The sequence below is a fragment of the Pseudomonas sp. GV071 genome, from assembly GCF_003050835.1.
In the GTDB taxonomy this organism is placed as follows: domain Bacteria; phylum Pseudomonadota; class Gammaproteobacteria; order Pseudomonadales; family Pseudomonadaceae; genus Aquipseudomonas.
Map to the genome: position 1 here is coordinate 182,979 of NZ_QAOJ01000002.1, position 20,616 is coordinate 203,594.

The following is a 20,616-nucleotide window of genomic DNA, read 5'->3' on the forward strand; positions in this document are numbered from 1 at the left end:
CGGGTTTAAAACCCAATAGCGATAAAAACCCTTCGCCTAATTCCAGTAGCTTCCTACCTAAGTGTTTTTGCTGCGTCGATATGCCGCAGCAAAAAAGCCCGCATCAGTGGGCTTCATCCCAGTTGGCGCCGACGCCCACTTCCACCAGCAATGGCACATCCAGTTCGGCCGCCGCACTCATGCGCTGACGAATTTCGGCGCTGACCGTTTCCAGCAGATCCTCGCGCACTTCCAGGACCAATTCGTCGTGTACCTGGAGAATGACCTTGGCATCCAGCCCCGATTCGCTGAGCCAATCGTCGACCTTCACCATCGCCCGTTTGATGATGTCCGCCGCCGTACCCTGCATCGGCGCGTTGATCGCGGTGCGCTCGGCGCCTTTGCGCAGACCGGCGTTTTTCGAGTGAATCTCCGGCAGGTAGAGGCGACGCCCGAACAGGGTCTCGACATAGCCCTGCTCGCTGGCCTGCTCGCGAGTGCGCTCCATATACGACAGCACGCCCGGATAACGAGCAAAGTAGCGGTCGATATACGCCTGCGATTCTTTGCGGTCGACGCCGATCTGCTTGGCCAGGCCAAAGGCGCTCATGCCATAGATAAGACCGAAGTTGATCGCCTTGGCTTTGCGGCGCATATCGGTAGTGACCTGTTCCAGCTCAACGCCAAATACCTCCGCAGCCGTCGCGCGGTGCACATCGAGGTTATCGCGGAAGGCGTGCAGCAGACTTTCATCCTTGGCCAGGTGCGCCATGATGCGCAGCTCGATTTGCGAGTAGTCGGCCGCCAACAGTTTGTAGCCCGGCGGTGCGATAAAGGCCTGACGGATACGGCGACCTTCAGCGGTCCGAATCGGAATGTTCTGCAGGTTCGGGTCGGTGGAAGACAAGCGCCCGGTGGCCGCCACGGCCTGGTGATACGAGGTATGAATTCGCCCGGTGCGCGGGTTGATCTGCTCCGGCAAGCGGTCGGTGTAGGTGCTTTTCAGCTTGCTCATGGAGCGGTACTGCATCAACACCTTGGGTAGTGGGAAGTCCTGCTCGGCCAACTCCGCCAGCACCGCTTCGGCCGTGGACGCCTGGCCCTTGGCGGTTTTGCTGAGCACCGGCATGCCGAGTTTTTCGTAGAGGATTACCCCCAGCTGCTTCGGCGAGCTGAGGTTGAATTCCTCACCGGCGATGGCGAACGCCTCGCGCTCGAGCTGAACCATTTTCTCGCCCAGCTCATTGCTCTGCAGACCCAACAGGTTGGCGTCGACCAACGCGCCGTTACGCTCGATCCGCGCCAACACGGGCACCAGCGGCATCTCGATGTCGCTCAAGACCTTGGCCAGGCTCGGCACCGCCTGCAGTTTCTGCCACAGCACCTGGTGCAGACGCAGGGTGATGTCGGCATCTTCGGCGGCGTAGGGGCCAGCCTGTTCCAGGGCGATCTGGTCGAAGGTCAGCTGCTTGGCGCCTTTGCCGGCGATGTCTTCGAAGGCAATGGTGGTGTGGTCGAGGTACTTGAGCGCCAGGGCGTCCATGTTGTGACGGGTGGCCACGGAGTCGAGCACGTAGGACTCAAGCATGCTGTCGAAGCGTACGCCGCGCAGGGTGATGCCGTTGTTCGACTCACCGTCGATGGCGCAGTTGGCGAGGATATTGATGTCGTACTTGGCGTGCTGGCCGACTTTGGCTTTGTTCGGGTCTTCAAGAATCGGCTTGAGCGCCTTGAGCACGGTGTCACGATCCAGCTGCGCCGGCACGCCCATATAAGAGTGGGTCAGCGGAATGTAGGCCGCCTCATTGACCTGCACGGCGATGGAGATGCCGACCAACTGCGCCTGCTGAGCATCCAGACCGGTGGTTTCGGTGTCGAAGGCGAACAGCTCAGCCTTGTTCAGCTTCTCCAGCCAGACGGCAAAACGCTCAGCATCCAGTACGGTTTCGTACTGGTTGGCGGCGGACTCAACGGCGGCAACGTTTTCCTCGGTCGCCGGCGGTTCGGCAGCCGGTGCATCGAACAGGCCGCCGGAGCGAATCGCGGCAATGCCGGCAGCTTTCACATCACGGGCCAGCTCATCAAGACCGGTCTTGAATTCCAGCAGCGCATACAGCTCGGCCAACGCCTCGCGATCCTGCTCACCGGGATGCAGGCTGTCGATTTCGATATTCAGCGGCACGTCCAGTTTGATTGTCGCCAACTGATACGAGAGGAAGGCCATGTCCTTGTGTTCGAGCAGTTTGGCAGGCAGGTTCTTGGCGCCGCGAATCGGCAGCTCAGGCACTTTGTCGAGGTTGGCGTAGAGCACTTCCAGGCCACCACCGACTCCCACCAGCAGCCCTACGGCGGTCTTTTCGCCGACGCCAGGAACGCCCGGAATGTTGTCGACCTTGTCGCCCATCAGCGCCAGGTAGTCGATGATCAGCTCAGGACCGACACCGAATTTCTCTTTAACGCCATCAATGTCGTAGACGCTTCCGGACATGGTGTTGACCAGCGTAACGTGCGGGCAAACCAGCTGGGCCATGTCCTTGTCGCCGGTGGAGATCACCACGTCGCGGCCGGCCGCTGCGCATTGCCGGGCCAGGGTGCCGATAACGTCATCGGCCTCGACGCCGTCCACGCATAACAGCGGGTAACCCAAGGCACGCACGCTGGCATGCAGGGGTTCGATCTGCACCCGCAGCTCGTCCGGCATCGACGGGCGATTGGCCTTGTAGTCGGCGAACAGCTCGTCACGGAAGGTGCCGCCCTTGGCGTCGAACACCACCGCGAACGGGCTTTGCGGGTACTGCTTGCGCAGGCTTTTGAGCATGTTCAACACGCCCTTCACCGCGCCGGTCGGCAGGCCTTTGGAGGTGGTCAACGGCGGCAGAGCGTGGAAAGCGCGATAAAGGTAGGACGAGCCGTCCACCAGGACGAGGGGAGTCTGAGACATGCGCAAGATCAACCTATTGGACGGGCCGTGGTGTACGGACAACGGAAAAATGTAGCGAGCAACGGGGGGTCGGCGCAACGACTGGCTTTTATAGTCGGAGGCCAACAAGTCAAACGCGCCTGAATGCCGCGTCAGTAGTTTCATTGCAGCCTGTTAGAATGACCGCACCGTTGACGACAAAGGGACAAGGTTACCATGCGTACACTTTCTAGCTTATTGCTCGCAGGCCTGCTCGCCGCTGGTGCAGTAAACGCCTATGCCGAAGATGAACCGGTGACGGGCGACCCCGACGTAACCATCCGCCAGGACGGCGACAAGATGATCCAGGAATACCGACAGAACGGCTTTCTGTACGCCATCAAAATCACCCCAAAAAACGGCAAGCCGTACTTTCTGGTGCGTGCCGATGGCAGCGATGGCAACTTCATTCGCTCCGACAATCCAGACATGCTGATTCCCGCCTGGGAAATCTTCAAATGGTAAGCGGCGCTTAATTAATCGCCGCTTTATTGCGGCCTCTCCAGGCAGTTGGCAGGTTCCCGATGTCGGTATTCACCCCCCTCACCCGTCCCGAGCTCGAAATGTTTCTTGCGCCCTACGGGCTTGGCCGTCTGCGGGACTTTCAGGGCATCAGTGCCGGCAGCGAGAACAGCAACTTCTTTGTCAGCCTGGAGCAGGGCGAATTTGTCCTGACCCTGGTTGAACGGGGCCCCATTCAAGACCTGCCGTTTTTCATCGAACTGTTGGACGTACTGCACGACGCCGGCCTGCCGGTGCCCTATGCCTTGCGCACCACCGACGGTGAAGCGCTGCGCAGCCTGGCGGGCAAGCCGGCACTGCTGCAACCTCGACTGGCCGGCAAGCATGTGAGCCAGGCCAACGCCCACCATTGCAGTGAGGTGGGCAAGCTGCTCGGACAACTACACGGCGCCACGCGCGGCCAGGTGCTGGAGCGCAAAACCGACCGCGGCCTGGACTGGATGCTCAGCGAAGGTGAACAGCTGCTGAGCAAGCTGGAACCGTCCAACCAGACACTGTTGCGTGACTCACTGGCAGAAATCCAGGCTCAGCACGCGGCGATTCTCGCCCTGCCACGGGCCAACCTGCACGCCGACCTGTTCCGCGACAACGCGCTGTTTGACGGTCCGCACCTGGCTGGCCTGATCGACTTCTATAACGCCTGCTCCGGGCCGATGCTGTATGACGTCGCCATCGCTGTGAACGACTGGTGCTCAAGCGAAGACGGCACGCTCGACGCGCCGCGCGCCCGCGCACTGCTGGGCGCCTACGCCGCCTCGCGGCCGTTCACCCCGAGCGAAGCTGAGTTGTGGCCGGTGATGCTGCGGGTAGCCTGCGTGCGCTTCTGGATTTCGCGACTGATTGCTGCCGAGTCCTTCGCCGGGCAAGACGTACTTATCCACAACCCCGACGAGTTCCAGCGCCGCCTGGCGCAGCGACAGCACGTGCATCTGCCCCTGCCATTTGCGCTCTAACAGATAGTCAGAGCGCTTCCAGGCAACCAGCCAGATCGTTGCCCAGGGTTTCCAGCAATTGCTCGTAACCCTGGGCATTCACCGCAATCTCTTTCCCCCCCAGCGCATCAAGCTCAGCCAGACGTACCGGCAGACCGTCGCTCAAGGTGCTAACCAGACGCGGCCGCAAAGGCGGTTCGCTGAACACGCAAGTCGGGCCCGCCTGCTGCAGCCGCGCACGCATCGCCGCAACATGCTGGGCACCGGGCTGCACTTCGCTGGCAATGCTGAATACCCCGGCGTGTTGCAGACCGTAAGCCGCTTCGAAGTAATCGAACGCCTCGTGGAACACAAAGTACGGTTTGCCGGCGATACCGGCGACGCGCTGCTTGAGGCGCGCATCTAGCGCCGTCAGCCGCTCACTGAATGCTTTCAGGTTGGCCTGATAACGAGCGGCGTTCGCCGGATCGGCAGCCGCCAGGTCCGCCGCCATGCGCTCGGCAATCACCCGTGCATTGGCGGGAAGCAGCCACAGGTGCGCATCCAGGCTACCGGGCTGGTGATCGTGGTCATGCTCATCGTGATCGCTGTCGGCGTGCGCCTCACCCTCGCCGAAATGACGCAGGCTCAGCCCCGGCAGGTCCTGCACGGCAACGCTCGGCAGGCTGCGGCTTTTCAACACGCGAGGGATAAAACTCTCCATGTCCGGGCCGATCCAGTACAGCAGCTCAACCTCGGTGACCCGCCGCACATCGGAGGGGCGCAAGGCATAGTTGTGCGGCGACGCGCCGGGCGGCAGCAGCACTTCTGGCGTGCCGACACCGTCCTGCACGGCGGCAGCAATCAACTGCAGCGGCTTGATGCTGGTAAGCACGCGGACATCCGCCTGGGCAGCAGCGGAAAAAATCAGCAGAAAGATCACAAGGAAACGCGACACGGGAGCACACTCTCCGGCAAAAGGGTTATAGAATAACGTCTCTTTCATCAGCCGTCGCCGCCCATGATTCTCACACCTCTGGCTTCTCGCCCCCACGACCACTCCCATTGCGTGCACAACGCGCTGTCCGAAGCCGACGCTATTTGCGAACGGGCCGGCCTGCGCCTGACCGCCCTGCGCCGTCGGGTGCTGGAGCTGGTCTGGCAAAGCCACAAGCCGCTGGGCGCCTATGACATTCTCGGCGTACTGACCGAACAGGACGGCCGCCGCGCGGCGCCTCCAACCGTGTACCGCGCGCTGGATTTCCTCCTGGAAAACGGCCTGGTGCACCGCATCGCCTCGCTCAACGCCTTCGTCGGCTGCAACCATCCTGCGCACGCGCACCAGGGTCAGTTCCTGATCTGCCGCACCTGCAATGCGGCGATCGAACTGTCCAACGAAACCATCAGCCAGAGCATCGTTGCGGGCGCCAGTGATGTCGGCTTCACCGTGGAAAGCCAGACCGTGGAAGTGGTTGGCGTCTGCTCCGGCTGCCAGAAAAGCGCATGAGCAGTGCCCTGATCCGCCTTGAAGGCGTTGGCGTCAGCTTTGCCGGGCAGCAGGTGCTCAGCGATGTGCAACTGAGTGTGCAGCCTGGCGAAATCGTCACCCTGATCGGCCCCAACGGCGCCGGCAAAACCACCTTGGTCCGCGCCGTGCTGGGCCTGCTGAAAACCGAGCTCGGCAGTGTCTGGCGCAAACCCAAACTGCGCATCGGCTATATGCCGCAAAAGCTGCATGTCGACGCCACGTTGCCGCTCAGCGTGCTGCGGTTTCTACGCCTGGTGCCGGGCGTCGATCGTCGCTCGGCGCTGTCAGCGCTGGAAGAAGTCGGCGCCAGCCAGGTGATCGATAGCCCGTTGCAAAGCATTTCCGGCGGCGAACTGCAGCGCGTGCTGCTGGCCCGCGCCCTGTTGCGCGAACCGGAACTTCTGGTGCTGGACGAGCCAGTGCAAGGCGTCGATGTCGCCGGCCAGGCGGACCTGTATCGCCTGATCACCCGTCTGCGCGACCGCCATGGCTGCGGCGTATTGATGGTCTCCCACGACCTGCACCTGGTGATGAGCACCACCGACCAGGTGGTGTGCCTGAACCGTCACGTCTGCTGCTCCGGCCACCCAGAGCAGGTCAGCGGCGACCCGGCATTCGTCGAGCTGTTCGGCCAGGACGCCCAGGACCTGGCGATCTATCACCACCATCACGACCACGCCCACGACCTGCATGGCGGCGTGGTGGCCGATGCGCCCGCCGCCGGCCTGCGCATTCAGGGTCAAGTGCAGCCACATGTACATGGAGACGGCTGCAAGCATGCCTGATTTTCTCGTAAACGCCTTGCTCGCCGGCCTCGCGCTGGCACTGGTGGCCGGGCCGCTCGGCTCGTTCGTGGTGTGGCGGCGCATGGCCTATTTTGGCGACACCTTATCTCACGCCGCACTGTTGGGCGTGGCCCTGGGCTTTTTGCTCGATGTCAGCCCCACCGTGGCGGTAACCGTCGGCTGCGTGCTGCTCGCCGTGCTGTTGCTGACGTTGCAGCAACGTCAGCCACTGGCCTCGGACACCTTGTTGGGCATTCTGGCGCCGACCACCTTGTCGCTCGGCCTGGTGGTGCTGAGTTTTATGCACGACGTGCGCATCGACCTGATGGGTTACCTGTTCGGCGACCTGCTGGCCGTCAGCACCGGCGACCTGGCCTGGATTCTCGGCGGCAGCGCCTTGGTATTGGTAGCACTGGCCCTGCTATGGCGGCCGCTGCTGGCGGTCACCGTGCATGAAGAGCTGGCCAAGGTCGAGGGCCTGCCGGTGGCCAGCCTGCGCCTGGCGCTGATGCTGCTGATAGCAGTGGTGATTGCCGTGGCGATGAAGATCGTCGGCGTACTGCTGATCACCTCACTGCTGATCATTCCGGCCGCTGCCGCGCAGCGCCATTCGCGCACGCCGGAGCAGATGGCTGGCGGCGCCAGCGTGTTGGGACTGGTGGCGGTGTGCGCCGGCTTGGCCATGTCCTGGTTCAAGGACACCCCGGCCGGCCCCTCCATTGTGGTCAGCGCCGCGGCGCTGTTCCTGCTCAGTTTTGCCCTGCCACGCCGGCTGGCCTGAACACGCCATATCGGCGAGGTTTGGTGCCGCCCGCGCGGCGGTGTAAACTCGCCGGTTTTGCGCTACCCGAGACTTGCATAGATGAAGCAGTTCGCCTCCCGTTACCTACCCGTTATGGCGATTTCTCTGCTGTTAGCCGCATGCCAGAGCACGCCGAAAGTGGCCAACCTGCCCACTGACGAGCTGATCACGGCGTTTCGCCAGGTTGAGCAGAGCCTGAACGCCGGCCAACTCAGCAGCGCCGAAAGCCAATTGGCCGCCATCGCCCCGCGTGCCCAGGGGGACACCCGCGTGGAGCAATACCAGCGGCAACTGGCCGACGCCTACCTGCAACAAGGTCAAAGCGCCCTGCAGCAAGGCGACTTGGACACCGCCACCAAAGCCCTGAGCCACGCCCGCAGCCTGATGCCACAAGCCCCGGCGCTGACCAATGGCCTGGATAGCTCGATCGCCCAGGCGCGCGCCGCCGAACTCAACGCCGCCGACCAGGCCCGCGCCCGCGCTGCCGCCCAATTGGCTGCCAAGGATGCCGCAGAAAAAACCGAGCTGGCCCGCCAGCAACGCCTGGCCGCCGAACGCCAGAACAAGGCCAGCCAGGAGATTACCGCCGTCGCCCCGGTTACGCCGGTCGAGGCACCCGCCAAGCCCAGCGCCCGCGTGATCAACCCGGCTGCCAGCAGCAGCGCGATCCCGATGCCGATGCTCGACAATCAGGACAACGAACGCCTGCGCAGCCTGCTCGACGCTGTCGCCGTGGATGTCGTGACTTTTGACTGCGATGTGCGCATCGAAGTACGCCAGAACAAGGACTACCCCTGGGTCGCCTCGTTGTTGCTGGCGCGTATCAAGCGCCTGGACCCCAGCTACAGCCCGCGCCTGTCCCAAGCCCTCAAGCTGGAACAAGTGCCGCGCCTGTTGCTGACCCCGCAGGCCAAGGGCTAAGCCCGGCTGATTGAACGGCCAACTGCCTGGCCTGCACACCCGTAAGCCAGGCAACCGGCACACCACCTTCTAGACTGTGGCAACGGCCTCACTCTCTTAGAGCTGAAAGCTATAACCATAGGATTACAAAGATTTTTACGGTCTATAAGGCGCCAGTTAGACTAGCGCTCCTTTATGCCTATCCGGCAGACCGCCAAACCCAAAAGGTTTAACGAGTGATCGACTTTCATCACGTCCACAAGGCGTACCGCGTCAATGGCCGCGACATCGCCGCCCTGCAACCGACCGGCCTGTCCATCGCCAGCGGCGAAGTATTTGGCATCATTGGTCATTCCGGCGCCGGCAAAAGCACCCTGCTGCGCCTGATCAACCGCCTGGAAGAACCGTCTGGCGGGCGCATCGACGTCGACGGCGAAGACGTCACCGGCCTCGACGCCAACGGCCTACGCCGTTTCCGCCAACAAGTCGGGATGATCTTTCAGCACTTCAATCTGCTCTCATCGAAAACCGTCGCTGACAACATCGCCCTGCCGCTCAAGCTTGCTGGCGAGCTGTCTGCCAGCGCCATTAATCAGCGCGTCAGCGAACTCCTCGAACGCGTCGGCCTCAGCGACCACGCCAAGAAGTTTCCGGCGCAGCTGTCCGGCGGCCAGAAACAGCGCGTCGGCATCGCCCGCGCCTTGGCCACCCAGCCAAAAATTCTGCTCTGTGACGAAGCCACCAGCGCCCTCGACCCGCAGACCACCGCCTCGGTCCTCGACCTGCTTGCGCAGATCAACCGCGAACTGAACCTGACCATCGTGCTGATCACCCATGAAATGGATGTGATCCGCCGTGTCTGCGACCGCGTGGCGGTGATGGATGCCGGCGTTATCGTCGAGCACGGGCCAGTCACAGAAGTGTTTCTGCACCCCAAGCACCCGACTACCAAACGTTTCGTGATGGAAGCCGAACAGATCAATGAAGACGAGCAACGCGACGACTTCGCACACGTCAGCGGCCGCATCGTGCGCCTGACGTTCCAGGGTGAGGCTACTTATGCTCCGCTGCTCGGCGTGGTCGCGCGGGAAACCGGCGTCGACTACAGCATCCTTGCCGGGCGCATCGACCACATCAAGGACACCCCTTACGGCCAGCTCACCCTGGCGTTGACCGGTGGCGACATTGAGGCCGCCCTGGCGCGCTTCGGCGCCAGCGACGTGCACCTGGAGGTCCTGCGCTAATGGAAGCCTTACTCCCCAATGTTGACTGGGTGGAAATCTGGCAAGCCAGCCTCGACACCCTGAGCATGCTCGGCGGCTCGCTGCTGTTTACCACCATCCTCGGCCTGCCCCTGGGCGTGCTGCTGTTTTTGACCAGCCCACGGCAGATGTTCGAACAGAAGGGCTTTTATGCCTTGCTGTCGCTGGTGGTCAACGTGCTGCGCTCGGTGCCGTTCGTGATTTTGTTGATCGTGATGATCCCGCTGACCGTGCTGATCACCGGCACCTCGCTCGGCGTCGCCGGCGCCATTCCACCGCTGGTGGTGGGCGCTACCCCATTCTTCGCGCGCCTGGTGGAAACCGCGCTGCGCGAAGTCGACCGCGGCATTATCGAAGCCACCCAGGCCATGGGCGCGACGACACGGCAAATCGTCGTCAACGCCCTGCTTCCTGAAGCGCTGCCGGGCATTGTCGCGGCGATCACCGTGACCGCGATTACCCTGGTCTCCTACACCGCTATGTCCGGCCTGATTGGCGGCGGCGGCCTGGGCGACCTGGCAGTACGTTACGGCTATCAGCGCTACCAGCCGGATGTGATGGTGGTGACCGTCATCCTCCTGCTGGTGCTGGTGCAAGTACTGCAAACCGTCGGCGACAAGCTGGTGGTGCACTTTTCAAGAAAGTAACAAGGCTACCTAAACGAGTGCGGCCACCAGCCGCCAACACTGCATCCCACAAGGAACCCAGAGATGAAAAAACTGCTCGCTGCCCTGGCCGCCGTCGCGGCCTTCTCCGCCCACGCGGAAACCCTGACCGTCGCCGCTTCCGCCGTACCGCACGCCGAAATCCTCGAGTTCATCAAGCCGACCCTGGCCAAAGAAGGAGTGGACCTGCAGGTAAAAGTGTTCACCGACTACGTGCAACCGAACGTACAAGTCGCTGAGAAACGTCTGGACGCCAACTTCTTCCAGCACCAGCCCTACCTTGATGAGTTCAACAAGAGCCGCGGCACCCAGCTGGTCAGCATTGTTGGCGTACACGTAGAACCCTTCGGCGCCTACTCGAGCAAATACAAGAAGCTCGACGAGCTGCCACAAGGCGCCACCGTGGTTATCCCTAACGACGCCACCAACGGCGGCCGTGCCCTGCTGCTGCTGGACAAAGCCGGCTTGATCAAGCTGAAGGACAAACACAACATCCTGGCCACCAGCAAAGACATCGCCGAGAATCCGAAAGGCCTGAAGTTCCGCGAGCTGGAAGCTGCCACCCTGCCGCGCGTACTGAGCCAAGTCGACCTGGCGCTGATCAACACCAACTACGCCCTGGAAGCCAAACTGGACCCGAAAAAGGACGCCCTGGTTATCGAAGGCAGCGACTCGCCGTACGTGAACAACCTGGTAGCGCGCGCCGACAACAAAGACTCCGCCGCCATCCAGAAACTGGCCAAGGCTCTGACTACTCCAGAAGTGAAGAAATTCATCGAAGAGAAGTACAAGGGCGCCATCGTCCCCGCGTTCTGATTTGCAGACTGCTGGAAACAAAAGCCCGCTCAATGAGCGGGCTTTTTTGTGGGCCAAAAACATCGCGGCTAAAGCCGCTCCTACAGTTAACGCAATCCGTAGGAGCGGGCCGGTCAGGCACTCCGATCAGCCGCGAAGCCTTTGATTTTGCGATTTCAACGCAGCAATGCCGACGCGCAGCCGATCGCTAGGCGAAAAAAAACCCCGCACAAAGGCGGGGTTCTTTTTGAAGCTAAAACCAATTACTTGATTTTGGCTTCTTTGTAGATCACGTGCTGGCGAACAACTGGATCGAATTTTTTGATTTCGATTTTGTCCGGGGTAGTACGTTTGTTCTTGTCGGTGGTGTAGAAGTGGCCAGTACCGGCGCTCGACACCAAACGGATCAATTCACGCATGATTTAGCTCCTTAAACCTTTTCGCCACGGCTGCGGATTTCGGCCAGCACGACATCAATGCCACGCTTGTCGATGATACGCATGCCTTTGGCAGTTACGCGCAGACGCACGAAACGCTTCTCCGACTCAACCCAGAAGCGGTGATGCTGCAGGTTCGGCAGGAAACGGCGACGGGTTTTGTTGTTAGCGTGGGAAATGTTATTCCCGGTTACCGGACCCTTACCGGTAACTTGACAGACTCTCGACATACATCAGCCCTCTAAAACCACATGCCCAACCCGGCATGGGTTGGCCGCTTAAACTCAAAGTCATTTGGCGCTCTGCGCCGCGTTTCTTCAGGGTCTTACCGGCCACACCTACAAGCGAAGGAACCGGGCCCCTAGAAAAGAGCGCTGCTTTATACCAGAAAGCCCCCGGAGCAACAAGAATAACTACAGTCTGCCGGCCAAACGGGGGCGAGCATTCTACCTGCAACCGCTTGATCTTGCGCTATCAGCTGAATAACCACTCGTCAGCCCGAGCCGATTGTCCTGCTGGGCCCCATGGTCTAGGGTAGGCCCTTTGCGATCTTCCCGGGCCTGCGGATGGGCCGTCGACTCGCTTCGGCGAGCACTCAAGGAGTCTTCTATGCGCCTCGCCGCCCTACCTCTGCTGCTCGTCCCGTTGCTCAGCCCCGCCGTGCAAGCTGCTGCCCTCAGCGTTTGCACCGAAGCCAGCCCTGAGGGCTTCGACGTTGTGCAGTACAACACCCTGACCACCACCAACGCCTCGGCCGATGTGCTGATGAACCGCCTGGTGGACTTCGACGCCGCCAGCGGCAAACTGGTGCCTAGCCTGGCTGAGAGCTGGACGGTCTCGAACGACGGCCTGGTCTACGACTTCCAACTGCGCAAAGGGGTGAAGTTCCATCACACCGACTACTTCAGCCCCAGCCGCGAACTGAGCGCCGAAGACGCGCTGTTCAGCTTCCAGCGCATGCTCGACCCGAACAACCCCTGGCACAAGGTGGCCCAGAGCGGCTTTCCCCACGCCCAGTCGATGCAACTGCCCAGCCTGATCAAAAGCGTGGAAGCACCTGACGCCCAGCACCTGCGCTTCACCCTCGCTCACCCGGAGGCCACCTTCCTCGCCACCCTGAGCATGGGCTTCGCTTCTATCTATTCCGCCGAATACACCGCCCAGTTGCTCAAGGCCGGCACCCCGGAAAAGCTCAACGCCCAGCCGATCGGCACCGGCCCCTTTGTGTTCAAGCGCTTCCAGAAAGATGCCGTGGTGCGCTACGCCGCCAACCCGGACTATTTCGCTGGCAAGCCTGCTGTCGACGGGCTGATCTACGCCATCACCCCGGACGCCAACGTGCGCCTGCAGAAACTTCGCCGCGGTGAATGCCAGATCGCCCTATCGCCCAAACCCATGGACGTCAGCGCCGCCAACCAGGACAGTGCCTTGCAGGTGGTTTCCACCCCCGCGTTCATGACCGCCTTCGTGGCCTTTAATAGCCAGCACCCGCCGCTGGATAAACCCGAGGTGCGCCAGGCCATCAACCTGGCCTTCGACAAGGCCAACTACCTCAAGGCGGTTTTCGAAAACAGCGCCACCGCCGCCAACGGCCCGTTCCCGCCGAACACCTGGAGCTACGCCAAAGACCTGCCGGGTTATCCCCATGACCTGCAAAAAGCCAAAGACCTACTGGCCAAAGCCGGTCTCAAGGATGGCTTCGACACCACCATCTGGACCCGCCCCACCGGCAGCCTGCTCAACCCCAACCCAAGCCTCGGAGCACAACTGCTACAGGCTGACCTGGCCAAAGTCGGCATTCGCGCGCAGATCCGCGTGATCGAGTGGGGCGAGCTGGTGCGGCGCGCCAAAGCCGGCGAGCACGATTTGTTGTTCATGGGCTGGGCCGGCGACAACGGCGACCCGGACAACTTCCTCACTCCGCAGTTTTCCTGCGCCGCTGTGCAATCGGGCACCAACTTCGCCCGTTACTGCGACAAAGGCCTGGACCAGTTGATCAGCGACGGCAAAGGCACCAGCGATGTGGCCAAACGCACGGCGCTTTACCAACAGGCGCAAACGCAGATCCAGCAGCAGGCGTTATGGTTGCCCCTGGCACATCCCACTGCGGCAGCGCTGACGCGAAAAGACGTACAGGGCTATCAGGCCAGCCCCTTTGGTCGCCAGGATTTTTCTAAAGTCACGCTCAAGCCCTGAGGCCGCAGAAGGCGCGGCAAACTGCACGCCGCGCCTGGCTTCCCGTAGGCCTCCACCTACATCAAGCCACACTCCGCCATCGACAGCGGCGCCCCCTCCCCGATGATGATGTGGTCGAGCACCCGCACATCAACCAAAGCCAAGGCCTCTTTCAATTGCTTGGTCAGCTGACGGTCGGCCTGGCTCGGCTCAGCCACGCCAGAGGGGTGGTTGTGGCAGAGAATCAACGCCGCCGCGTTGTGCAATAACGCGCGCTTGACCACCTGCCGAGGGTAGACCATGGCGCCGTCGATGGTCCCGTGAAACAGTGCCTCGAAGGCCAACACACGGTGCTTGGTGTCCAGAAACAGACAACCAAACACTTCGTGCTCTTCATGCCGCAGTTTCGCCGTGAGGTACTCACGCACCGCTTCCGGGCTTTTCAGCACCGAGTCATGGCTCAGGTGTTCGGCCAGGTGCCGGCGCGACATCTCCAGCACCGCCTGCAACTGTGCGAACTTCGCCGAACCCAAGCCCAGGTGGGCACTGAAGCTTGGCAGATCCGCCTCCAGCAAGGCACGCAGGCCACCGAACTCGGCAAGCAGGTGGCGGGCAAGGTCCACGGCGCTCTTACCGGGCACCCCGGTACGCAGAAAAATCGCCAGCAATTGCGCGTCGTTCAGCGCGCTGGCGCCGTGCTCCAATAAACGTTCCCGCGGACGATCTTCCGCAGGCCAATTACGAATGCTCATAGAACCCTCCATGTCGTGCGCAGCCCGCTGTTCCGGGGCGGGCGCTGTGCTATCTTAGCCCCACTTTTTTGCGCGACGAGCGGCCTGGGGAGGCCTCGCCGCGGCGGATCCCACTTCATATAAGGCAGGCCTATGCAGCGGCTGTACCGGAAACGCATTGTTCTTGGCGTGGGTGGCGGCATTGCCGCTTACAAGAGCGCCGAACTGGTTCGCCGTCTACGCGACCACGGTGCGGAAGTGCGGGTGGTGATGACCCAAGGTGGTCGCGAATTCATCACGCCGCTGACCTTGCAGGCACTCTCCGGTCACCCGGTGCACATGGATCTTCTCGATCCCGCCGCCGAAGCTGCCATGGGCCATATCGAACTGGCCAAATGGGCCGACCTGATCCTAATCGCCCCCGCCACTGCCGATCTGATGGCGCGCCTGGCTCAAGGCATCGCCAACGACTTGCTGACCACTTTGGTCTTGGCCACTGACGCACCCGTCGCACTGGCCCCGGCGATGAATCAGGCGATGTGGCGCGACGAAGCCACCCAAGCCAACAGTCAACTCCTACTCGACCGCGGCCTGCACATGTTTGGCCCGGCATCCGGCAGCCAGGCCTGCGGCGACGTAGGCCTGGGGCGCATGCTTGAAGCCAACGACCTGGCACAACTGGCCGCCGATTGCTTCAAGCGCGAAAGCCTCACCGGCCGCCATGTGTTGATCACGGCGGGCCCGACCCAGGAAAACATCGACCCGGTGCGTTACATCACCAACCACAGCTCGGGGAAAATGGGCTTTGCCCTGGCCGAAGCGGCTGTCGAAGCCGGCGCCAAGGTCACCCTGGTTACCGGCCCGGTGCACCTGCCAACGCCTGATCGGGTTACCCGCATCGACGTGGTCAGCGCCCGCGACATGCTCGCCGCTTGCGAAGCCGCCATGCCTTGCGACCTGCTGATTGCCGCCGCCGCCGTGGCCGACTACCGCCCGGAAGTGGTCGCGCAGCACAAATTGAAAAAAGACCCGTCCACCGGCGAGGGCATGCTCCTGCAGATGGTGCGCAACCCGGATATCCTCGCCACCCTGGCGCAGCGCGAAGATCGCCCGTTCAGTGTTGGCTTCGCCGCTGAAACGGAAAAATTGCTCGACTATGCTGCTCGCAAGCTGAAAGACAAGAATCTCGACCTGATCGTCGCCAACGATGTGGCCAACCCCAGCATCGGCTTCAATAGTGAAGAGAACGCAATCACCATCATCGACCGCGACCTGCAGCAAAGCAGTCTCGCGCAGACCAGTAAAGGCAAGATTGCCCGCCAACTGATCGCCTTTATTGCCGAACGCCTGAACCACGCCTGACGCTTAATCACCACCTGCAAAGAGCCACACATGCACGCACTGCAAGCCAAGATTCTCGACCCGCGGATTGGCCGTGATTTCCCCCTGCCCGAGTACGCCACCCCAGGCTCGGCGGGTCTCGACCTGCGCGCCATGCTCACCGAGGAGCGCGTGCTGGAGCCTGGGCAGACCGTGCTGATCCCCACCGGCCTGTCCATCTATATTGGCGACCCGGGTCTGGCGGCGCTGATTTTGCCGCGCTCGGGCCTGGGCCATAAACACGGCATCGTGCTCGGCAACCTGGTCGGCCTGATCGACTCGGATTACCAAGGCGAGCTGATGGTGTCCTGCTGGAACCGCGGCCAAAGCGCCTTCACCATCACCATCGGCGAGCGCATCGCCCAGTTGGTTCTGGTGCCGGTGGTACAAGCCCGCTTCGAGCTGGTCGAACACTTCGATGAGAGCCAACGCGGCGCGGGTGGTTTCGGCCACTCGGGCAGCCAATGACCGACACGCCCTTGCTCCCACTGACCAAAGCCAGGACGCACCGCCGAGGAGACACCGATTGAAACTCTTCAAGCGCACCGCCAAGGACGCTGAAACCCTTCCGCAAGTGAGCGACCCGACCGCCGCCAAGGCGGATGCCGAGCCGTTGCTGAAAACCCTGCTACCGGGCCTCGGCATGGCGCTTGTCGGCCTGGTCGCGGCAGCAGCCGTGCTGTGGTTCGCGCTGCTCACCAGTGCGCAAACGCAAACCCAGAATGAGCTCAGCCATGCCTGGGGCGGTAGCCAAGCGGCCGCCATGCAGCAGGCGCTGCGCCAACTCAGCGCTGACACCGAGGCCGCCGCGCGCAACCCACAGCTGCTTCAGGCGCTGCAGAGCCAGAACGCCGATGCAGTCGCCGCAGCCGAACGCGACCTCGGTTACTGGGATGGCGTGGTCGATGCCTACATCAACCTGCCCGGCCAGGCCACGCAGAACACCACCCGCGCCGCGCCGATGAACTTCGCCGCGCTGGACCTGCTGCGCCGCGTCGAAGGCGGCCAGACCCCAGCCCCGGAAGCCTACAAGGCCGGCCAACGCTGGCTGGTATACAGCGCCGCGCCGCTGCGTCTGGCTGACGGCCAACCGCTGCAAGGCACGCTGCTGCTGGTGATCGACCTGCAACGCCTGCTGTCGGCGCTGCCACCGCTGCCCGATGGCATTGGCCAGTTGCGCCTGTCGCAGCAGTTCGGTCAGAGCCCGGCGCAAGTGCTGGCCAAGCGCGGTCAGGACACCGACAGCGCACCGCTGGCCTTCATCAGCGGCAACTCCAACTGGAAGCTGGAATTCCTGCCGGGCCCGGATCTGTCGATGCCACCGGTGTCCATCCTGCCGCTCTTGCTGGCCGTGGCCCTGGCGCTCTCCGGCGCACTTCTTGGCTTGATGCTGCTGAACAATCGGCAGCAAAGCATGCTGCGCAAAGATGTCGAACAGCTGAGCCAATTAGTCCAAGAACTCTCTGCCGGCAAAAGCGTCAAAGCCTTCAGCCTGCGCTCGCCTGTACTCAATGCGCTGGCTCAGAAACTCGCGCGAATGCCACGCCGGCAAAGTGCATCAGCATCCGTAGAAGAGACCAACGCGACTGGTAGCAGTAGTAATGGCACGAAAGTGGCAGCAGCTGCCGCCGTAGAGCCTGCCACGCTTGTGAACCCTCTCTTTCAAGAAACCGATATTCTCGATATCGACATCCTCGACGAAGACCAGGATCTCCTGGGACTGGAGCAAGCCCCCGCTATGAGCAATGTGCCGCACACCGCACCCAACTTGCCCGCCAGCATCTTCCGCGCCTATGACATTCGCGGCGTAGTTGGCGACACCCTGACAACTGAAACCGCCTATTGGGTCGGCCGCGCAGTGGGCGCCGAGAGTCTCGCCTGTGGCGAACCCAATGTCTCGGTTGGCCGCGACGGACGCCTGTCCGGCCCTGAACTGGTGCAATCGCTCATTCAAGGTCTGGTGGAAGCCGGCTGCGCAGTCAGCGACATCGGCCTGGTGCCGACCCCGGCGCTGTACTACGCCGCCAACGTTTTGGCCGGCAAAACCGGCGTGATGCTCACCGGCAGCCACAACCCACCGGACTACAACGGCTTCAAGATCGTGGTCGCTGGCGACACCCTGGCCAACGAACAGATTCAAGCCCTGCGCGAGCGCATCGAAACCAACAACCTCAGCAGCGGCCCCGGCAGCGTTGAGCAAGTGGAAATCCTGCCGCGCTACTTCAAACAGATTCGCGACGACATCGCCCTGGCCAAACCGCTGCGCGTGGTGGTGGACTGCGGTAACGGCGCTGCCGGTGTGATCGCCCCGCAACTGATCGAAGCCCTGGGTTGCACCGTGATCCCATTGTTCTGCGACGTCGACGGCAACTTCCCCAACCACCACCCGGACCCGGGCAAGCCAGAAAACCTGGTGGACCTGATCGCCAAGGTAAAAGAAACCAACGCCGACCTCGGCCTGGCCTTCGACGGCGATGGCGACCGCGTGGGCGTGGTGACCAACACCGGCACCATCGTCTACCCGGATCGCTTGATGATGCTGTTCGCCAAAGACGTGGTGTCGCGCAACCCGGGCGCCGACGTGATCTTCGACGTCAAATGCACCCGTCGCCTTGGCGCGCTGATCAGCGGCTACGGTGGCCGTCCGGTAATGTGGAAAACCGGTCACTCGCTGATCAAGAAGAAAATGAAGCAGACCGGTGCCCTGTTGGCCGGTGAAATGAGCGGCCACATCTTCTTCAAAGAGCGTTGGTTCGGTTTCGACGACGGCATCTACAGCGCCGCCCGCCTGCTGGAAATCCTCAGCCAGGACAAGCGCGACGCCGAGCACGTGTTCTCCGCCTTCCCAAGCGACGTGTCGACCCCGGAAATCAACATCACCGTGACCGACGAAAACAAGTTCACCATCATCACTGCCCTGCAGCGCGATGGTCACTGGGGCGAAGGCAGCGTTACCACCCTGGATGGCGTGCGCGTCGATTATCCGAAGGGCTGGGGCCTGGTGCGCGCCTCCAACACCACGCCGGTGCTGGTGCTGCGCTTCGAAGCCGATACCAATGAAGAGCTGGAACGCATCAAAGAGCTGTTCCGCGCCCAGCTGTATACCGCCGCACCTGACCTCAACCTGCCTTTCTGACCGCCTGTATAGCCGGCCCTCGCGGCCGGCTACGCCGTTTTGCTGGAGCCCCGCATGACCCTCGAACGCGATGCCGCCACCAATGTTGCCAAGGTTCTTTCTGAGGCCTTGCCCTACATTCGACGTTTTGTCGGCAAAACCCTGGTTATCAAATACGGCGGCAACGCCATGGAAAGCGACGAGCTGAAAACCGGCTTTGCGCGCGACATCGTGTTGATGAAAGCCGTGGGGATCAACCCGGTGGTGGTTCACGGGGGCGGCCCGCAGATCGGTGATCTGCTCAAACGTTTGTCGATCGAGAGCCACTTCATCGACGGCATGCGGGTTACCGATGCCGCGACCATGGACGTGGTGGAGATGGTGCTCGGCGGCCAGGTGAACAAAGACATCGTCAACCTGATCAACCGCCATGGCGGCAGCGCTATCGGCCTGACGGGTAAAGACGCTGAGCTGATTCGCGCGAAGAAACTCACCGTTACCCGCCAGACACCGGAAATGACCCAGCCGGAAATCATCGATATCGGTCATGTGGGCGAAGTGGTCGGGGTTAATACCGACCTGCTCAACATGCTGGTAAAAGGCGACTTCATTCCGGTGATCGCGCCAATCGGCGTAGGTGCCAATGGCGAGTCGTACAACATCAACGCCGACCTGGTGGCAGGCAAAGTGGCCGAAGCACTGAAAGCTGAAAAGCTGATGCTGCTAACCAACATTGCCGGCCTGATGGACAAGGAAGGCAATGTACTCACCGGCCTATCCACCGCTCAGGTGGATGCGTTGATCGCCGACGGCACTATCTACGGCGGCATGCTGCCGAAGATTCGATGCGCGCTGGAAGCGGTGCAATGCGGCGTAATCAGCGCGCACATCATCGACGGCCGCGTACCGAACGCGGTGCTGTTGGAGATATTCACCGACAGCGGCGTCGGCACGCTGATCTGCAACCGCAAGCATCACTGATCGGCAGCAGATACAAAAAAGCCCCGGCGAGATCACTCACCGGGGCTTTTTCTTGCGCGTTTTTAATTACTGCCTCGGGCCCAACAGCGCCTGCAGGCGGGAGCGGTCGGCATCGAAGCTGGCTTCAGCCTGGGTGCGGCCATCCAGATAGCGTTTTATATCCGCCTCCAACCCGACCTGCTCAGCCTTGATGTTCTCGATCTGCGCGACCAGATGGTCCGGCACCTGCTTGCCCGCACGTTCCAGATCGGCCGCCTGGCTTTGCAGGTTGGCTTGCTGGGTGCGCAGCGAGGCGAGGTTGCCGCGCGCCACGGTGATCACGCCGTCCAGCTCCGCCAGTTTGCGCGCCTTGGCGCGGTCGACGTCCTCTGGCGTGGAGTACAGACGCAGCAACTGCGCATCGGAACTGGCACGCGCCTTGTCGGCCAAAGCGCGTTGACGCTCCTCCAGACTCGGCGCCGGGGCTACCACCTGAACCACACGGCCTTGGTCGTTGAGTACCTCGTAGCCTTTGGAAATCAGGTCCGGCGGCACACCCTGACGGTCCAGAACGGTAACACCCTTGGCATCCACGTAACGGTAGAAACGAACAGAACTGTCGGCGGCAGACGCCGCCGCGCACAGCAACATGCTGAAGATCAACGTGAAACGAGTTACGTCCGGTCTGAGCATGCAAACAACACCCTGTC

General features: G+C 62.0%; 20 protein-coding genes. 14 read left to right on the forward strand and 6 right to left on the reverse strand.

The genetic code is table 11. The features are described from left to right. Window positions 1–103: 103 nt before the first annotated feature. Complete coding sequence (polA, locus tag C8K61_RS04740) at window positions 104–2,920, reverse strand: DNA polymerase I (RefSeq protein ID WP_108095051.1); 2,817 nt, start codon at window positions 2,918–2,920, stop codon at window positions 104–106. A gap of 195 nt (window positions 2,921–3,115) precedes the next feature. Between polA and C8K61_RS04745 the strand changes: the two genes are divergently transcribed. Both C8K61_RS04745 and C8K61_RS04750 read left to right on the forward strand, forming a co-directional pair. After that, window positions 3,116–3,403, forward strand: a complete 288-nt coding sequence (locus C8K61_RS04745; protein WP_108095052.1) for a DUF2782 domain-containing protein — start codon at window positions 3,116–3,118, stop codon at window positions 3,401–3,403. Window positions 3,404–3,462: 59 nt separating this feature from the next. Next, window positions 3,463–4,413 (forward strand): homoserine kinase, encoded by a 951-nt coding sequence (locus tag C8K61_RS04750; protein ID WP_108095053.1) that lies wholly within the window; start codon window positions 3,463–3,465, stop codon window positions 4,411–4,413. Window positions 4,414–4,420: 7 nt separating this feature from the next. Here C8K61_RS04750 and C8K61_RS04755 read toward each other — a convergent pair whose 3' ends face one another. After that, complete coding sequence (locus C8K61_RS04755) at window positions 4,421–5,329, reverse strand: zinc ABC transporter substrate-binding protein (RefSeq protein ID WP_256589365.1); 909 nt, start codon at window positions 5,327–5,329, stop codon at window positions 4,421–4,423. 63 nt (window positions 5,330–5,392) lie between these two features. Between C8K61_RS04755 and C8K61_RS04760 the strand changes: the two genes are divergently transcribed. From C8K61_RS04760 to C8K61_RS04790, 7 genes are all read left to right on the forward strand, one after another. After that, window positions 5,393–5,878, forward strand: a complete 486-nt coding sequence (locus C8K61_RS04760) for a Fur family transcriptional regulator (RefSeq protein ID WP_108095055.1) — start codon at window positions 5,393–5,395, stop codon at window positions 5,876–5,878. Further along, the gene (znuC, locus tag C8K61_RS04765; RefSeq protein ID WP_108095056.1) at window positions 5,875–6,684 is read left to right on the forward strand and encodes a zinc ABC transporter ATP-binding protein ZnuC; all 810 of its coding nucleotides are present in this window, start codon (window positions 5,875–5,877) and stop codon (window positions 6,682–6,684) included. The genes C8K61_RS04760 and znuC overlap by 4 nt, the downstream gene beginning before the upstream one ends. Beyond that, the gene (gene znuB / locus C8K61_RS04770; protein ID WP_108095057.1) at window positions 6,677–7,465 is read left to right on the forward strand and encodes a zinc ABC transporter permease subunit ZnuB; all 789 of its coding nucleotides are present in this window, start codon (window positions 6,677–6,679) and stop codon (window positions 7,463–7,465) included. Before znuC ends, znuB begins: the two co-directional genes overlap by 8 nt. 81 nt (window positions 7,466–7,546) lie before the next feature. Further along, window positions 7,547–8,407, forward strand: a complete 861-nt coding sequence (locus C8K61_RS04775; protein WP_108095058.1) for a PA5502 family lipoprotein — start codon at window positions 7,547–7,549, stop codon at window positions 8,405–8,407. A 215-nt stretch (window positions 8,408–8,622) separates the two neighbouring features. Beyond that, entirely contained in the window at window positions 8,623–9,630 is a 1,008-nt protein-coding gene (locus C8K61_RS04780) for a methionine ABC transporter ATP-binding protein (RefSeq protein WP_108095059.1), read from the forward strand. Then, window positions 9,630–10,295 carry a methionine ABC transporter permease gene (locus C8K61_RS04785; RefSeq protein WP_108095060.1) on the forward strand — a complete coding sequence of 222 codons (666 nt, stop codon included), beginning with the start codon at window positions 9,630–9,632 and terminating at the stop codon, window positions 10,293–10,295. The genes C8K61_RS04780 and C8K61_RS04785 overlap by 1 nt, the downstream gene beginning before the upstream one ends. 63 nt (window positions 10,296–10,358) lie before the next feature. Continuing rightward, window positions 10,359–11,129, forward strand: coding sequence for a MetQ/NlpA family ABC transporter substrate-binding protein (locus C8K61_RS04790; RefSeq protein ID WP_108095061.1), 771 nt, complete (start codon window positions 10,359–10,361; stop codon window positions 11,127–11,129). Between the two features lie 242 nt (window positions 11,130–11,371). Here the strand turns inward: C8K61_RS04790 and rpmG are convergent, their stop codons facing one another. Continuing rightward, a complete protein-coding gene (rpmG, locus tag C8K61_RS04795; RefSeq protein WP_108095062.1) occupies window positions 11,372–11,527 on the reverse strand; it encodes a 50S ribosomal protein L33 in 156 nt (51 codons plus the stop codon). Window positions 11,528–11,538: 11 nt separating this feature from the next. Further along, a complete protein-coding gene (gene rpmB / locus C8K61_RS04800; RefSeq protein WP_084303647.1) occupies window positions 11,539–11,775 on the reverse strand; it encodes a 50S ribosomal protein L28 in 237 nt (78 codons plus the stop codon). A gap of 379 nt (window positions 11,776–12,154) precedes the next feature. On the opposite strand from rpmB, the gene C8K61_RS04805 reads away from it, so the two are divergent. After that, window positions 12,155–13,741, forward strand: a complete 1,587-nt coding sequence (locus C8K61_RS04805) for an ABC transporter substrate-binding protein (RefSeq protein WP_108095063.1) — start codon at window positions 12,155–12,157, stop codon at window positions 13,739–13,741. Between the two features lie 56 nt (window positions 13,742–13,797). Here C8K61_RS04805 and radC read toward each other — a convergent pair whose 3' ends face one another. Next, complete coding sequence (gene radC / locus C8K61_RS04810; RefSeq protein ID WP_108095064.1) at window positions 13,798–14,472, reverse strand: DNA repair protein RadC; 675 nt, start codon at window positions 14,470–14,472, stop codon at window positions 13,798–13,800. Between the two features lie 132 nt (window positions 14,473–14,604). Between radC and coaBC the strand changes: the two genes are divergently transcribed. From coaBC to argB, 4 genes are all read left to right on the forward strand, one after another. After that, window positions 14,605–15,813, forward strand: coding sequence for a bifunctional phosphopantothenoylcysteine decarboxylase/phosphopantothenate--cysteine ligase CoaBC (gene coaBC / locus C8K61_RS04815; protein WP_108095065.1), 1,209 nt, complete (start codon window positions 14,605–14,607; stop codon window positions 15,811–15,813). A 30-nt stretch (window positions 15,814–15,843) separates the two neighbouring features. After that, window positions 15,844–16,299 carry a dUTP diphosphatase gene (gene dut, locus C8K61_RS04820; protein ID WP_108095066.1) on the forward strand — a complete coding sequence of 152 codons (456 nt, stop codon included), beginning with the start codon at window positions 15,844–15,846 and terminating at the stop codon, window positions 16,297–16,299. 1,270 nt (window positions 16,300–17,569) lie between these two features. Then, window positions 17,570–18,967, forward strand: a complete 1,398-nt coding sequence (gene algC, locus C8K61_RS26870) for a phosphomannomutase/phosphoglucomutase (RefSeq protein ID WP_218277799.1) — start codon at window positions 17,570–17,572, stop codon at window positions 18,965–18,967. A 54-nt stretch (window positions 18,968–19,021) separates the two neighbouring features. Beyond that, window positions 19,022–19,927: an acetylglutamate kinase gene (gene argB, locus C8K61_RS04830; RefSeq protein WP_108095068.1), complete on the forward strand. Its 906-nt coding sequence runs from the start codon at window positions 19,022–19,024 to the stop codon at window positions 19,925–19,927. 66 nt (window positions 19,928–19,993) lie between these two features. Here the strand turns inward: argB and C8K61_RS04835 are convergent, their stop codons facing one another. Further along, window positions 19,994–20,599, reverse strand: coding sequence for a DUF4124 domain-containing protein (locus C8K61_RS04835; protein WP_108095069.1), 606 nt, complete (start codon window positions 20,597–20,599; stop codon window positions 19,994–19,996). Window positions 20,600–20,616 lie beyond the last annotated feature (17 nt).